The organism is Spirochaetales bacterium (genome assembly GCA_016930085.1).
GTDB lineage: Bacteria > Spirochaetota > Spirochaetia > SZUA-6 > JAFGRV01 > JAFGHO01.
In genome coordinates this window covers 1-15,415 of record JAFGHO010000041.1, presented here as the reverse complement: position 1 = coordinate 15,415, position 15,415 = coordinate 1, and the positions used below count along the sequence as shown (strand labels likewise).

Genomic DNA, 15,415 nt, shown 5'->3' with positions numbered 1-15,415 from the left:
GATAATTAAAACTGTATGTGAAAACCGCATTAAAACCATTTCTTTTTTTTGAAGAACGCGATCAAGCCGGCAATGATGATAATGATAATACCCCACACGCCGAAGTATCCCCACCGCCATTGCAGTTCGGGTATAAATTTGAAGTTCATGCCGTAGACACCGACGAGAAAGGTGATGGGGATGAAAATCGTCGCGATAATCGTAAGGACCTTCATGACCTCGTTCGTCTTGTTGCTCACACTCGAAAGGTATATATCGAGCATGCCGCCGATAAGGTCCCTGAATGTTTCGACGGTATCGATGATGTGAAGGGTATGGTCATAGACATCACGGAAAAAGACTCTGGTGTGCCTTCCTATAAGCGGTGATTCCATCTTCTCGAGCCGCCCGATTATCTCCCGCAGCGGCCAGAGGGTCTTGCGCAGGGAGATGACGGTGCTTTTCAGCATATATATTTTTTTAAGCGTTTCGGGTGTCGGGTTTTCGAGTAATGTTTCTTCGAGGGCTTCGATCTCTTCATCGAGTGTTTCGAGAAGGGAAAAATAGCTGTCGACGACCGCGTCGATCAATACGTAGAGAAGGTAATCGGCGCCATGCGAGCGTATCATCCCCTTTTTCATTCTCAAACGGTCCATAATCGATGAAAATAGATTTTCTTCCGTTTCCTGAAACGAAATAAGATATCCGTTTTTCAGGATAAAACTCACCTGATCTTCCGTAATCTCGTACGTTTCACCGCACCATGAGAGTCCTTTCATGACGATAAAAAGCGAATCTTCATAATCCTCGTACTTGGGCCGCTGGTGGGTATTCACGATATCCTCGATCATCAATGGATGAAACCGGCATTCACCCCCGATTTTTTCGATGATATCGGTATTCCGGATGCCCCCGACATTGAGCCACCTTACCCGGCGGGTCTGCGGAAACGGAAAGACCTCACCGATCGTTCGAGATTGTTTTTCTGTGAACTCGTTCTCGTCGTATTCACCGTAGGTAAAGACCGATGTTTCGCCTTCCCTGTCCCCGATATAGACGACGCTTCCCGGCGGAAGTGCGTGTTTTGACGATAACTTCTCCGTCTGTTTTTTCATGTTTTTCCTCCATGTTGTTTTCATTGCGGTTTTTCCGAAAAATTCAGCCGGAAAACCGGCAGGATGAAAAAATCGGATATCCGATCCGCGGGGATGCGGGGTTAACCGATTTGTTTTTTCTTTCCGAATATCCGTCTTAAAAAGCCGCCCGGTTTTCCGTATTTCTTTTTTACCGGTTTATCGGGGGGTATCGTAAGGGTTCCGGAGGGAAGTATGAGGAATTGTGAGGCGTCTCCTTTTTTGTTGCTGATCGTGTGGACGGTGATCGTGCCGTTTATGACAAACGGATTTTCGTCCGGATTTTCCGTGTGGTAGTCGATTATCGAACGGAAATCAAACGAAGGCAGTATGTCGCCGATTGAGTGGATTGCCTCGTGTTCCTTCTCGTATGCAAAGCTTTTCCCGTAAGCGCCGCTTACTCCCGTAACCTTCCCAGCCGTATCGGTCACGATGATCGGGGAAGGGATTAGGGAGAGAAGCCGTGTGATGAGAGAGGATTGCGTACTTATCTTGAGGGCCTGCCTTTCATTCAGGTCATCGATCGTGTGGCACAACTCCTTGATTTTCCCTCCGATATCACCGAGTTTTTCAAGCCCTTTTGTCGAATAGGTGACATGTGCGTGCGACAATTCGATCAGTTTATCGAGTTGCCTGATGATATTCTTGTTTCCCTGAAGGATAAAAAGCACGCACAACAAACAGACGGCATCCGAGAGAACGGCGGTATAGAGGAATAATTCGGCCTGGTATTTTCTTTCATCATTGTCATAGCGTGACGATTCACCGATGATCAGGTATCCCCTTATCCCGATAACCGTGATGATTATGAGGATTATAAAAATAAAAACAACAAGGCGCCTTTGTCTGATAACAAGCATATACTATTCCTTTCAATGCTAATGGAGATGTTTCAGGTTGTCGATATCGCTGTTTCTCCCCGCCACAATCAGAATGTCGTGCGGATGCAGGAGTTCCGAACGATCCGGGAAAAAAACCGACTGGTTGACAACGGGATTTCCCTCCTCATCGATTGACGTTGTGGTCCGCTTTATCGCGATCACGACGATATGATATTTTTTTGAAATATCGAGATGCTGGATTGATTTCTCGGCGAAGACGTGAGGTACGTACATTTCGACGATACTGAAGTCGTCCGCTATGGCAACGAGATCCAGCGTGCGGGGGGACATCAGGCGTTTCGCGAGTAAACGGCCCTGGTTGATTTCGATGAATATGACCTCATCCGCCCCGACCGCCTTGAGAACCCGGGCGTGAAGGTCGGATATCGCGCGCGCGATAATATGGGGAACATTCAGTTTTTTCAGCAGGGTCGTCGTCAATATGCTCGCTTCGACCCGGTCTCCGATGGCCACGATGGCCACATCGACGGATGAAAGCGGCGCGTTTGAAAGCGATTCTTCATCCGTCGAATCGAGGATGAAGGCCTGGCTGACCGAATCCTTGATTCGTTCGACGAGCCGGGTATTCGAGTCGAAGGCAAGCACCTTTCCCCCCATCTCGGCAAGCACGGAGCAGATTTCCTTTCCGAAAACACCGAGACCGAAAACGCCAAAGACCTTTTCTTCCACCATGATATCCTCCTCATCCTATTATAAAACGTGCTTCGGGATAATGAATACCCGTTTTTCTGGTTTTCAAGGTGATCGCGGCAAAAATCGTAAGCGGCCCGAGTCTTCCCGTAAACATAAGGAGAACAATGATGAGTTTTCCCGCTATTGAAAGTCCCCCGGTGATACCGGTTGAAAGTCCCACGGTACAAAAAGCGGAGACGGTCTCGAAGATAATCCGTAGAAGGGACGCCTTTTCGGTGATCGTAAGCAGAAGGGTGCTCGATGAAATGATGAGGACGGAAAAAAGAACGATGAGTAATGCCTTGAGGACGTATTCTTTCGAGATCGAGTGGCCGGAAAGCTCAATCGTCTCTTCATCCCTGAACAGGCTTCGTATATAGGAAATCAAAACCGCAACCGTATTGATTTTAACTCCTCCCGCCGTCGAACCCGAAGCACCCCCGACAAACATGAAGAAAATCATGACCAGCAAGGTAACGGTCGATAGTGCCGTAAACGGAATGGTATTGAATCCCGCCGTTCGCAGGGTAACCGACTGGAAAAAGGCGCTTAAGTACTGCGTCCCGAGATCGTAGGGGGCAAGGGTTGTTTTTAATTCCGTCAGATAGATGATGAACATGCCGGAGATGACGAGGATGATCGTCCCCGTTATCACGATTTTTGTCGTGAGTTTTATTTTGACCGCAGTGTTTTCTTTTCTTCCGGTCACCAATCTGAACTTCGCCGCTATCGCCATGATGCCGTTTGAGAGGACCGGAAAACCCAGACCGCCAAGGATTATCAGGAAGGAAATGGTAACGGCGATGAGGGGTGACGACCGGAACGACTCCAGATTATCGGTAAACAGTGAAAATCCGGCGTTGCAGAACGCGGATACCGAATGAAAAAGCGCTTCGAAAAGCGTCCGGAACGTCAGGCCGGTTTCACCCGAAAAGCCCGGCCAGAGTATCAGCATACCGGCGCATTCGATTCCGAATGCCATAATGATTATATTGATGAGATCGGTGCGGAGAACCCTCGTGTCGCTTTCACTGAGGGCATAAGAGGCGAGCAGCGAATCCTCGAGGGAAAATCTTCTCCTGATAACGGAGACAAGGGAAAACGAGAATGCCATGATACCGATGCCCCCGGCCTGGATGAGCAGCATGATGATCAGCTTTCCCCAGAGGGTGAATACCGTTGCGGTATCGACAACGACGAGACCGGTGACGCAGACCGCGGAGGTGGCGGTGAACAGGGCGTCGATCATGTGAAGACCTTTTCCGTCGACGGTCGTAAACGGAAGCATTAAAAGCAATGTCCCGGTGACGATTCCGAGGGCGAATCCGAAGATGATGGTGCGCGCCGGGTTTATTGACATCGTTCTGGTAAACGATGCCAGTTTTTTTACTTTTTGTAATGTCCTGAAGATAATCGAGAGGTCCCGGAGTATGATAATCCCGAGGGGAATCCAGGTATATCGAAAGGGAGTGCCGCTTATACGGACCGTTTTGACAAAGGCAAGGGAAACGAGAAAAAGAATCATCATGGTAAAAGAAAAGATATTCTTTTGAATATAACCCTTCTTCGATGCGGCCGCATTCCGCCCATTGAAGAAATCGGCCGTCACGAGGATGAGTATGAGGATTTCGAGTATCGAGGTAATGAGAAAGGTGTAGGGTGTCCTGTAGAACTCGTGCTCCAGAAAGAGGGTCCCGATACTCAGAAAGAGGGTGAGAACGGTGATTTTCGTGATTCCGGACGACAGAGGGGAGGGGGGTGCGGCTGTCTTGTACACAAACATACTATAGTTATATCCGTGAGCAGTCTCCCATGCAAGTGAGTCGAAAGACTTTATGGGCTGAAAATTACTTTATTGTTGTGGTGAATCGCGTTATCTGCTATACTGTCGAAAAAAGGGGAGGAACCAATGATTCATACGGGGAAAACAGACTGCCGGCCGGAAGAGGCGGGATATAATCCAGCCGTCATCGAAACACTCGACAACCATTTCACGGATTTGATTGGAAAAGGAACGATCCAGGCCGCCGGGTATCTTTTGGCGCGCCGCGGAATGATCTTCGCATCGAAGAGTATGGGAAAACTGACGGCATCAGGGAACGGCGGCGACTTTCTGCCGGACAGCATACGTCCGATCGCGTCGGTGACGAAGGTATTCACGGTGACGGCGATCCTTCAATTAATGGAAAAAGGGAAGCTGTTCCCCGACCAGGCGGTGTGCGGGTTTCTTCCCGAATTCGATACCGAAATGCACCATCACATTACGATTTTTCATCTCCTTACCCATACATCGGGCCTGCGGGGGGATCCGGGGAGTTTTTTCGAACCGTATCCGGACGAGTGGGACGGGGAATGGACAAAGGAGAACTGGATAAAAAAGATGCTTACAGGGCCGCTTCATTTCAAACCCGGAACCGTCTGGAGTTATTGTTCGAAGGGGTTTCTTTTTCTTGCGGAAATTGTGGCCCGGCTTTCGGGGATGGACTTCGACAGGTATGTCGAGGAGCACATTTTCAAACCCCTTGGAATGGACGATTCGTTTTTCTTTGTTCCACCCCATATGAAGGGAAGGGTGAGTCTGACATCGTCCGGGTGGAACAGGGAAAAACTCGATAAAAAACGGGATGATGTCGTTACCCCTTCCTTTTTTGGCGGGGGTGGTATCTGGTCGACCCTTCCGGATTTATGGAAGTTCGGCCAGATGATGCTGAACGGAGGATCTTTCCGGGGAAACCGGTTGTTGGGGCGAAAGACGGTCGAGACCGCGGTCCGGGCGCAGGTCAGGGATATCACGGCATACAGCTGGAGGAATCATATCTACGACGAATCATACCGGTGGACGTGCGGATTGGGCTGGGAAGTGAACAAGCATAATTTCCTCCCCGAAGGGACCTACGATCATGAAGGATCCGAAGGGGTGGGTATTTTTATCGATCCTTCCGAGCAGTTTATTTTCGCGGGATTTTATCCGGCGCCCGACTATCACTGCGAATCGTGGGTAAACCCCCTCGCCGTCGCATGGAGCGGGATTGAATGAGGCTTCCGGGCGGTATATAAAAAAACATAAAAGAGGAGTAAAAAAATGAAAAAGACGGTTTTTGTCCTCGCCTTTTTAGTCATGGCGGTTTTCGCGGCTTTTCCGCAGTCCCTGGGCGATGTGAACGGAAACGGAAATATCGATATCGTCGACGCGCTTCTGGTCGCGCAGTATTACGTGGGTCTCGATCCGCAGAACTTCAGCATCTCGCTTTCGGATGTGAATGCAAGCGGCGGTACCGATATCGTCGACGCGTTGCTCATCGCGCAGTTTTACGTAGGGCTCATCGACCGTTTCCCGGGGGAACCGGCCGGGGGCTGCACCGGGAGCGGCAACTTCACCTATACTCTCTCCACCGCCTCATCGCCGACACAGGACGAGCGGCGCGCGTACACCCTGATCACGGAGGCGATGGAGGAGGCCGTATCGTATTACAACTGCCACACGAATATCGTCATGCACGTGACGGTGTACTACGATCCGGGCGTACCGACGGCCCAGGCAAACTGGAACGGCCCCATTTCCTTCGGCGGCGAGACCTATATGAATTATATCACCGCGATGCATGAAATGTCCCACTGCGCGGGCGTCGGGACCCACTCGCGGTGGCGGTCGCTCGTCGTCGACGGAATATTCACGGGAACGAACGCGACGAACCAGCTCAGGGCGATCACGGGAAATCCGGAGGATGTCCTCCACGCTGATACCCAGCATTTCTGGCCGTACGGCCTCAATTATACCTCCGAAGTAACCGGGGAGGAAGACCTCATCAATCACTGCAGAATGGTGGTGGCGATCAGGAAAGACCTGGGGATATAACCGGAAGCGTGCGGGTTAAAAAAATACCAGCATTATCCCCTTTCTGACCATCATCACGGCGATCGAGGCCAGGATGATGCTCGTTACCTTGCTCAGGACACGGGCGCCTGAAGGCCGTATTATTTTTATGATGACATCGGCGGCCAAAAACACCAGCCCCGCGATCAAAATATTGACGAGGACGGAAACCAGGGAGATGACGGGGCCGTATTCGTTAACGATGACAAGCGATGTCGAAAGGACCGCGGGTCCCACGATAAGGGGGGTTCCGAGGGGGACGGCCCCCACGTCTTCTGCGGGAATACGCCGGCGTTTTTTCTGACTCAAAATATCGGTGATTGCGATACAAAAAAGAAGAACGCCGCCGGCAATCATGAAATCCGCCATCTCGATACGAAGAAAATCGAATATCGCCTTTCCGAGAAAAAGAAATACGATTGAAATGACAGCGGCGACGATCATCGCCCGGCCGACGATCAAGCGCCTCTTTTCTGGAGAAAGGCCTTCGGTGAAATTGATAAAGATGGGAAGAACGCCGACCGCATCGACTGCGACAAATATCGGAATAAATGCGGCAAGAAACCGTGCCAGGATTACCATACGCCCGCCTGGTTAAGGATAAGGTACGTGATATATCCGGCATATGCTGCCGTAAGAATGAACCCTTCCCACCTGTCGATCGAGGATTTCTTACCGGTAAACATAAAGAGAAACAGGATCATGGTCGCAGCGATCATGACCGCCGTATCGATATTATTCGATTGCTGCATGGGAAGGGGTTTTATAATCGAACTCACCCCGAGGATGAAAAAAATATTGAAAATATTGGAGCCCACGACATTTCCCACGGCAATATCCGGGTTTTTCTTATAGGCGGCGATGGCGGAAGTGGCGAGTTCGGGGAGGGATGTTCCGACGGCAATGATCGACAACCCGATGAATGTCTGTCCGATCCCGAAGAATCCGGTAATAAATACGGCTCCGTCCACGATCCATTTTCCCCCAATCACAAGACCGGCCAGACCCGCGAGCATATATATAACGGACCGGTGGAGGGGCAATGTCTTTATCGATACCTCGGAGACAATAAGATCGTTTTCGCGTGCGATACTCCACATATAATAGAGGAAGATGACAAAAAAGAAAAGAAAGACGATTCCGTCGATTCTGGTCAATAGTGATTGTTGATCGCCGTCGATCAACAGGTCGTTCGACAACACCGCAAAGACCAGCGAGGCGAGCAGGCAGAAAGGTATTTCCCGCCATACCGTCCCTTTTGTCACGACGAGGGGATAGATGATCGAAGAAATACCGAGGATGAGAAGTATGTTTGCGATATTGCTTCCGATAATGTTGCCGATCGCGATACCGGGATTGTTCCCGATGCTCGCGAAGACATTGACTAAGAGTTCGGGAAGCGAGGTGCCGAAGGCGACGGCGGTCATGCCGATGACAAGCCTGGAAATCTTCAGGTATCCCGCTATCGATGAGGAGCCGTCGACAAGAAGCCCCGCGCCTTTTATAAGAATGACGAATCCGATAACGAACAATACAAGCTCAATCATCGAAAAAACCGCCTTATATACATAAAATAAATAACAATTATTGTGGTGTGGTGAAAATATCGGAAAGAATTTTCAATAAATCTTCACCGATAACCGGTCTGCGGATAAAGTAATCCGCAGAAGCATTGTCTTTTTCCTGCAATATGTCCGCCGTAATCAGGATGACGGGAATGCCTGAGGTTTGGGGATTGCTTTTCAATTGACGTGCTATTTCATCGCCCCTCATCTCCGGCATAACGATATCCATGATAATGGCATCGGGTTGATTGTCCCTGATCAGTTTCTCCACGTTGGTGTTATCCTGTGTGACGATAACCTTGTATCCCGCATCGCCCGAGAGATATTTTTCCATGAGTTCCAGATTGATCTTCTGATCGTCGACGACAAGGATTGTTTTGTTGTTCATACCGGCTTCCCTTTCCCGTTTAGTTACTCGATAAATCGGACAGGAATTTCTCGAAATTATAATCCTGCGCGAAAAGTTTTTCAATCGCTTTCATGATTGTCATGATCTCGTTCGCTTCGAACAGTTCCTTGTTCGAAGCGGAAATGATCTTATCCGCGATCGATTTCAACATGTTGACCGCTGTTTGTATTTCTTTACCCTGTATGACGTTTTTCCTTGATATTTTGTAGATTTCCTTGTTCAGGCTGGAAGTTTTCTGAATGTAATTGCTGATTTCCAGGAAAATATTATGGACAAGTTCATAAAGTTCCGCCTGCTTCTCGATTTTCTCAATGATACTTTCGATGATCGTTTTGATCTCGATCGATGCTTCGCGCGTCGTGTTCGCCAGGGCGCGAATTTCCTGTGCGATCACGGCAAATCCTTTGCCCTCTTTTCCCGCGCGGGTCGATTCGATGGCGGCATTGATCGCGAGGATATTCGTTTTGTCCGAAATGTCCACGATGGTGGTGATAATCGTGGCCATCTTTTCGGAAAAATCGAGGATCTCCCCCATACTGTCTCTTGTCGTTATAACGGCGTTCTGCCCCTTCGTGGTCTGTGCGGTCAGGTCTTCGGCAAGGCGGGACGCGTGCTGGATAATGGAGTCGACTTTTTCCATGGTCAGTGTCGTGATATCAAATGCTTCGAAGGTGAGGGTCAATGTTTCCGATTGGTGATTCATGTCGTTGACCGTGGATTTAATGCTTGAAATAAGCGCGCCGATTATATTGTTCATCCGTTCGGATACGGTAAAGTTGTTTTCTTTCATGTAAAATACCTTGTTGATCGGTGTCAGATACTTTACCAGTTCTTTTTTGTATGTCTCCATTGTATCTTTCATCTGCTCAATCTTTTTTTTCGCTTCATCGGCTTTTCCCCCGACCTCCTCTCCGGGTGAAGATGCCGTTTTGGAGAGTTCGGTGATTTTATTTTCGAGTTCCCCGACGTGACCCACCATTTCTGAAAAAAGAATATGTTCCTTTTTTTTGCCCTCGCGAAACGATCGAACGGTATTATGACAGCAAACGGTAAAATAGCCCGCGACCAGCCCTGTGACCGTCGATACGGCAATCAGGATGAGGGCGACCACCGGATTTGTTTGAAGGAGAGTGAAGACTGCAATGATAATAATCGCGGCCTGAAGTAGTATAAGTGAAGCAAGAAGTATATTATGTTTATTCATCGCCATCATTACCTTCTTTAATGTTTTTTCAGATCGGTGACATCGATATCACCATTAATCAGGTTAAAAAAGACCCGCCGGCCCGTATTACCCCCCACCTGGAGTTGAAAAAAGGTAATATGAAGATTTTGCAATATTTCCTTTACCACCTGGAGATTCTTTTCTCCGATATTGAGTGAACTGTCCGGTTTTATATTAAAGAGTGTGGCTCCGCCGACGAGATAGGAAATAAAGTGGCGCTTGTTCGCTCCCTTTTCGAGCATATCTTCGATCATTTTCGGAAGGAGGATATCGGCGTATTTGTCGTTTGCGATACCTCCCCTCCGCTCATTATGATAATCCTTTGAAAGGGGGAGATAAACGTGCGCGAGTCCGCCGATTTTACTGACGGGATCGTAGATAAGTACCCCGACACAGGAGCCGAGAATCGTACGAAGGGTGTTCGGGCTTTGCGATACTTTGTATTCCCCGATACCGACGGACAGTATTTCTTTCATATGGCCTTGTTGACGGAACTGATAAGGCGTTCCGGTTCAAATGGTTTGATAATGAAATCGACCACTCCCAGATCGATCGCCGTATTGATGAGTTCGTCCTGTCCGAGTGCGGAAACGACGATGATTTTCGCGGTCTTGTCAACTTTCATTATCTGCTTGATCGCCTCGATGCCGTCCATTTCATCCATCGTAATGTCCATGGTGACAAGATCGGGCGAATGCTGCTTGTACGCTTCGAGGCCTTCCTTCCCGTCGGAAGCTTCCGCAATAATCGTATGTCCCTTCTTCTGGAGTTCGTCTTTAATGATATTACGTATCAGCTTCGAATCGTCAACGATTAATACTTTTGCCATTGGTTGTCTTCCTCCTTTCCGTTAACAAACGGAAAAAATAATTTCCAGCAAACCGAACGGGGTCTTGATACAGGATATAATGGAATCCTCGTCGTAGACGGTGATGAAGAGGAGTTTGCCGCTTATCATGGCGGGTGTGGTTATCCGCGTTGTTCCGAAATCCTTCTGATACCCGTATGCGATTTTACCGGCCAGCATATTCATTATTTCGCCGAGTGAATTCTTGATATAATCCCTTTGCCCGGCTTCGGTCGACGCCGTGTTTTCATCGAAACCGGGAAGCGACTTCGCTATATCCAACGCCGTTTCTTTCGAACAGGCCAAAATAATCTTGCCTTCGATGCCGCCGATAAATTGGATGAGAATCGCGATTTCCCTTTCCTGTTCGGCGGGCCCTGAGGTAGTCAACCGTATGGACTCTTTTTCATTCCTGTTGAACAGCACCTTGAGGATATGCTCGAAGGCGGCCAGGACCTTCCGATTAAAGTCGTCTTTTGCAATTTCCATGTTCACTCCTTTTATAATGATGTCGCCAAGCGGTTGAATAGCCTAAAAATATTCCCCGACCGCATCGACATCGATGATCAGGACGATCGATCCGTCGCCCAAAATCGTCACTCCGCTTATACCCTTGGTGGCAAGCAGCGAAAGGGTAAGTGATTTTGTCACAATTTCCTGTTTCCCGATCACCTTTTCGACAATAAGTCCGTAGACGGTTGATTCGCTTTCCACGATAACGATCGTGAGGAGATCCTGTTTTTCCAAAACGGCATCGAGGTCGAAGTATTCTTCACATGATATAAGCGGAATAATCCTGTCTCTCATGGAAAACGTCTTTTTTCCGTAGACAGTCTTGATCTTTTGAGGTTCGACGTTTACGATTTCCAGTATCGGCGCGAGCGGTATCGCATAACGCTCATTGGAAGATTCGATGATCAGGGCGGAAATGATTGCCATGGTCGTGGGAAGTGAAATAATAAAGGTCGTTCCTTTTTCCCGTTCCGTCTGAATTCTGATATCTCCGCTGATCTTTTTGACCGCTTCTTTTACGATGTTCATGCCCATTCCACGGCCCGCCAGATGATCGGCCACTTTTTTTGTGGAAAAACTGGGGAGAAAGATGAGATCGAGAAGTTCTTCGTTGTTCAATACCGTATCTTCTTGGATGAATCCCTTTTCGATCGCGTGGCTTCGTATCGTTTCGATATCGATTCCCCTCCCGTCATCGGCAATTTCGATGAAAAGGCGGTTCTGTTTGCTGTATGAACGAAGCTGGAGGACCGCTTCTTCGTCCTTGCTCAAGAGGTTTCGTTCTTCCGGGTTTTCGATCCCGTGATCGATCGCGTTCCTGACGAGGTGAAGCAGCGGCTCGAACAGCAGATCGATGGTATTCTTGTCGATCTCCTCTTCCTCTCCGCTCGTTTTCAGTGCGACCTTTTTCCCGCACGATCTCGATATATCCCGCGCGGGCCGGAAAAAGCGGCGGAACAGATTGCCGACCGGCACCATCCGCGCCCGCATTATTTCCTGGTGCAGCGATTGAGTGGTTTTCGTAAGACTGTCTACGGAATTATCCAGTGTCGTTATGATGTCGCGTGCGAGTTCCGAATTCTTCAGCCGGTCGTAGAAATTCTGAAAACTCAAATTGATAATGGTGAGTTCCTGTGCGTAATTGAGGAGTCTGTCGAGTTTGTCGACTTTCACTTTGATGGTATTTTCGTCCGATATCGAAGTGATTTCCGTCTCTCTTGTTTTTTTCCCGTCCCGCTCCTCTTGTGTTGCAGCTCCGGCGGCCTTTTGAAGGTTCCGGGTATCGATTTCTTCATATGCAAGATGATGAATCCGGTCGACTTTTTTCAGGTCGTCCGAGTTCTTCTTGTTCATGGTACCCAGAAAAAGAAGCTTGATATGCATTTCATTTTCGGTATAATAGTCCCTTTCCCGTTTCGGGAAAAAATCAAGAATTTCACCGAATTCAGCGAGTCTCTTGAACAGGATGCGCCGGCGTGCGTTTTTCAGTTCCTCTTTCCCGTCGATACTAAAATCGATCCGGTACAGTTTTTCACCTTTTTCACGCGCCTTTGTTATTTTTTCCGCGAAGTCTTCAGGGGTGAACGTGTAGACGAATCCTTCCTCACGGCCTTTTCCTTCCTTTTCCCTTATTTCTTTGGAGATAAAGGATTCGAATTTACGGCATTCCTTTTCAAAGTCGACTGAAACTTCCCTCCCTTTTTGAAGGTCCCGTATAATCGCCTTGAGTATGTCAATGACATGATACAGACTTTCAACGATCTTGTTTGTCACCTTCAGTTTTTTTTCGGCGAGATTACTGAAAAGACTTTCCACGGTGTGCATGAGCGTCGAAAGTTCGTTAAATCCTATAATTCCGCTGATCCCCTTCATGGTATGCATTATACGGTATATCTTCTTGATCGTTTCGGTGTCCGTCTGTTTTTTTTCGAGACTGACGACGAGAATATCCAGCTGCTCTATGTATTCGACAGCTTCTTCGATAAACACATTGATATATTCATTCATATGTATTGCCATCATGAATATCCGTCCATATCAAAGCATATGAATTGTAAGAAATAATGCAATAAGAAAAAGAATGATAAAAGACTAATAGAAAGGTAATTGCCATCTAAGGGAAACCCTTATATTAGGCCGGAAATGTTCCTTTTTGCTTTAACGTGGTATTACACGATACCGATAATCGTATTTTTTTTAATCCCGTATCGATAAAAATCTTGCATTCAGCGATAAAAAATATTTAAATTATCGTATGGAGTTATTAAGGGAAAACGAGCAGCGGCATTGTCCGTTCAATTACATCTCGGCAAAACTGACTTCCTGTGATTTCGACCGGCTCGGCAATTTTATTCAGGATAATTTTGGTATTAAAATGCCGGATTCAAAAAAGACTATGCTCGAAGCCAGACTTCAGAAGCGGTTACGGAAATTACAGATTACCTCGTTCAGGGAATATTGCTCGTATCTTTTCAGCCCGGAGGGGATGAATAAAGAACTTATCCATATGATCAATGTGATCACCACGAACAAGACTGATTTTTTCAGGGAGCCGGCGCACTTCGATTACCTGATTGACACGGCCATCCCCGAGTTGAAAAAAAACAAGAATCCGCATAAAAATGAGATAAGGATATGGAGTGCCGGCTGCTCGAGCGGGGAAGAACCGTATACGATTTGTATTGTCCTGACTGAGTACGCGGAGAAAATCTGCGATGCACGTTTTTCGATTCTCGCAACCGATATCGCGACGACCGTTTTGGAAAAGGCCGCAATCGCCGTCTATCCCATGCACAGGATCGAGATCATTCCTTATCAATTGAAAAAAAAGTATTTCCTCCGCAGCAAGGACAAAAATGCGAATTTGGTCAGACTGAAACCGGAGATACGCCGGATGGTCCGTTTCAAACAGGTGAATCTTATATGCGACAGATTCCCCTTTTACGAGAAACAGGATATCATTTTTTGCAGAAATGTCATGATCTATTTCGATCGAACCACGCAACAAAAACTGATAAGACGTTTTTACGAGCAGCTCAATCCGGGCGGTTACCTCTTTTTGGGTCATTCGGAAACACTCTGCGGAATGGATATTCCCTTTGTGACGGCCGCCCCGACGGTATACAGGAAAGCCGGGCTATGAAAAACAGGATCAAAGTATTGGTTGTCGATGATTCCGCTTTGGTACGTCAGACGATGACGGATATTCTTGCTTCGGACCGCGAGATCGAAGTGATGGGTGTCGCGGCCGATCCGTTTATCGCCGCGAATAAGATGAAACAGGAAGCCCCTGATGTCATCATCCTCGACGTGGAAATGCCGAAGATGGACGGTATCACCTTTCTCAAGAATATTATGAGCCAGCACCCGATTCCGGTTGTCATTTGTTCGAGTCAGACGGAGAAAGGTTCGGAGAATGCCTTGCGCGCGATGGATTACGGTGCCGTCGAGATTATCGAGAAACCGAAACTCGGGACGAAAGCGTTTATCGAAGAGTCGAAAATCAGGATTTGCGATGCGGTAAAGGCGGCCCGTGTGGCGAAAATGAAAAACGTGCAGGCGAGCACGGATTATCAGGTGCAGCCGAAACTTTCAGCCGATGCCGTTCTGGCCAGGCCGAAACCCCATACAATTATCAAGACAACTGAAAAGATTGTCGTTCTGGGTGCCTCCACCGGGGGGACGGAAGCGATACGGATTTTTCTCGAAGCATTGCCGCTCGATACGCCGGGGATCGTGATCGTCCAGCATATGCCAGAGCAATTCACTACGGCCTTTTCCGATCGATTGAACTCCCTCTGCAGGATCACGGTCAAGGAAGCCGAAGATAACGACACGGTTGTACCGGGAAGGGCGCTTATCGCTCCGGGCAACCGGCATACGCTATTGAGACGAAGCGGGGCGCGGTACTATGTCGAAGTGAAGGACGGCCCGCTGGTTTCACGGCACCGGCCGTCGGTCGATGTGCTTTTCCGTTCCGCCGCCAGATATTGCGGGAAGAACGCGGTGGGTGTCATTATGACCGGTATGGGGGATGACGGCGCCCATGGACTCAAAGAAATGAAAGACGCCGGCGCTTATACTATCGCCCAGGACGAGGCAAGCTGTGTCGTCTTTGGTATGCCGAATGAAGCAATAAAACTGGGGGCCGTCGACAGGGTCATCCCCCTCAGAGGGATAGCGGGCGCGGTTATTCATCGCTGTTCGACATCTTCCTGAAAGGCGTCTTCCTGAAAGGCGTCTTCCTGAAAGGCGTCTTCCTGAAAGGCGTCTTCCTGAAAGGCGTCTTCCTGAAAG

Annotated in this window: 16 protein-coding genes; 4 read left to right on the top strand and 12 right to left on the bottom strand. The window is 48.4% G+C overall.

The genetic code is table 11. The features are described from left to right. Positions 1-29: 29 nt before the first annotated feature. The 4 genes from corA to JW881_07105 all read right to left on the bottom strand — a co-directional run bounded on the left by corA (position 30) and on the right by JW881_07105 (position 4,469). Positions 30-1,094: a magnesium/cobalt transporter CorA gene (corA, locus tag JW881_07120; GenBank protein ID MBN1697267.1), complete on the bottom strand. Its 1,065-nt coding sequence runs from the start codon at positions 1,092-1,094 to the stop codon at positions 30-32. A 101-nt stretch (positions 1,095-1,195) separates the two neighbouring features. Continuing rightward, entirely contained in the window at positions 1,196-1,972 is a 777-nt protein-coding gene (locus JW881_07115; protein ID MBN1697266.1) for a hypothetical protein, read from the bottom strand. An 18-nt stretch (positions 1,973-1,990) separates the two neighbouring features. Further along, on the bottom strand, positions 1,991-2,686 hold the full coding sequence (locus JW881_07110) for a TrkA family potassium uptake protein (protein ID MBN1697265.1): 696 nt from the start codon (positions 2,684-2,686) through the stop codon (positions 1,991-1,993). A gap of 10 nt (positions 2,687-2,696) precedes the next feature. Beyond that, entirely contained in the window at positions 2,697-4,469 is a 1,773-nt protein-coding gene (locus JW881_07105) for a TrkH family potassium uptake protein (GenBank protein MBN1697264.1), read from the bottom strand. A 126-nt stretch (positions 4,470-4,595) separates the two neighbouring features. Between JW881_07105 and JW881_07100 the strand changes: the two genes are divergently transcribed. Both JW881_07100 and JW881_07095 read left to right on the top strand, forming a co-directional pair. Continuing rightward, positions 4,596-5,723 carry a beta-lactamase family protein gene (locus JW881_07100; protein MBN1697263.1) on the top strand — a complete coding sequence of 376 codons (1,128 nt, stop codon included), beginning with the start codon at positions 4,596-4,598 and terminating at the stop codon, positions 5,721-5,723. Between the two features lie 45 nt (positions 5,724-5,768). Next, positions 5,769-6,542, top strand: a complete 774-nt coding sequence (locus JW881_07095; protein ID MBN1697262.1) for a dockerin type I repeat-containing protein — start codon at positions 5,769-5,771, stop codon at positions 6,540-6,542. Between the two features lie 15 nt (positions 6,543-6,557). On the opposite strand, the gene JW881_07090 is transcribed toward JW881_07095, so the two are convergent. From JW881_07090 to JW881_07055, 8 genes are read right to left on the bottom strand one after another with little or no spacing between them, the layout of a single operon-like run. After that, positions 6,558-7,142, bottom strand: a complete 585-nt coding sequence (locus JW881_07090) for a MarC family protein (protein MBN1697261.1) — start codon at positions 7,140-7,142, stop codon at positions 6,558-6,560. Continuing rightward, positions 7,136-8,107: a calcium/sodium antiporter gene (locus JW881_07085; protein ID MBN1697260.1), complete on the bottom strand. Its 972-nt coding sequence runs from the start codon at positions 8,105-8,107 to the stop codon at positions 7,136-7,138. Before JW881_07085 ends, JW881_07090 begins: the two co-directional genes overlap by 7 nt. A gap of 37 nt (positions 8,108-8,144) precedes the next feature. Then, the gene (locus JW881_07080; protein MBN1697259.1) at positions 8,145-8,513 is read right to left on the bottom strand and encodes a response regulator; all 369 of its coding nucleotides are present in this window, start codon (positions 8,511-8,513) and stop codon (positions 8,145-8,147) included. Between the two features lie 19 nt (positions 8,514-8,532). Beyond that, positions 8,533-9,738 (bottom strand): hypothetical protein, encoded by a 1,206-nt coding sequence (locus JW881_07075; GenBank protein MBN1697258.1) that lies wholly within the window; start codon positions 9,736-9,738, stop codon positions 8,533-8,535. A 17-nt stretch (positions 9,739-9,755) separates the two neighbouring features. Continuing rightward, a complete protein-coding gene (locus JW881_07070; protein MBN1697257.1) occupies positions 9,756-10,235 on the bottom strand; it encodes a chemotaxis protein CheD in 480 nt (159 codons plus the stop codon). Continuing rightward, entirely contained in the window at positions 10,232-10,588 is a 357-nt protein-coding gene (locus JW881_07065; protein MBN1697256.1) for a response regulator, read from the bottom strand. Before JW881_07065 ends, JW881_07070 begins: the two co-directional genes overlap by 4 nt. A gap of 21 nt (positions 10,589-10,609) precedes the next feature. Continuing rightward, on the bottom strand, positions 10,610-11,095 hold the full coding sequence (locus JW881_07060; protein ID MBN1697255.1) for a chemotaxis protein CheX: 486 nt from the start codon (positions 11,093-11,095) through the stop codon (positions 10,610-10,612). A 42-nt stretch (positions 11,096-11,137) separates the two neighbouring features. Further along, the gene (locus JW881_07055) at positions 11,138-13,141 is read right to left on the bottom strand and encodes a chemotaxis protein CheA (GenBank protein MBN1697254.1); all 2,004 of its coding nucleotides are present in this window, start codon (positions 13,139-13,141) and stop codon (positions 11,138-11,140) included. Between the two features lie 232 nt (positions 13,142-13,373). On the opposite strand from JW881_07055, the gene JW881_07050 reads away from it, so the two are divergent. After that, the gene (locus JW881_07050) at positions 13,374-14,261 is read left to right on the top strand and encodes a protein-glutamate O-methyltransferase (protein ID MBN1697253.1); all 888 of its coding nucleotides are present in this window, start codon (positions 13,374-13,376) and stop codon (positions 14,259-14,261) included. Beyond that, complete coding sequence (locus JW881_07045; protein MBN1697252.1) at positions 14,258-15,337, top strand: chemotaxis response regulator protein-glutamate methylesterase; 1,080 nt, start codon at positions 14,258-14,260, stop codon at positions 15,335-15,337. Before JW881_07050 ends, JW881_07045 begins: the two co-directional genes overlap by 4 nt. Positions 15,338-15,415: the final 78 nt, after the last annotated feature.